1 protein-coding gene is annotated in these 236 nt (G+C 57.6%); it reads left to right on the forward strand.

All coding sequences use genetic code 11. The features are described 5' to 3' along the window. On the forward strand, positions 1–236 hold a 236-nt coding region (locus A3754_RS25810), incomplete at both ends, for an aldehyde dehydrogenase family protein (RefSeq protein ID WP_156497246.1).

Genomic DNA, 236 nt, shown 5'->3' on the forward strand with positions numbered 1-236 from the left:
GCCGACCCTGTTCACCGATGTGACTGCCAACATGGCGATTTACCAGGAAGAAATTTTCGGGCCGGTATTGTGCTGCGTCTGCGTGGACTCACTGGAAGAAGCACTGGAACTGGTCAACAACAGCCCCTACGGCAACGGCACCTCCATCTTTACCGCCAGCGGTGCCGCCGCACGTAAATATCAGCACGAAGTGGAAGTGGGGCAGGTGGGTATCAATGTACCGATCCCGGTGCCGC

This window comes from Alcanivorax sp. HI0083, from assembly GCF_001635175.1.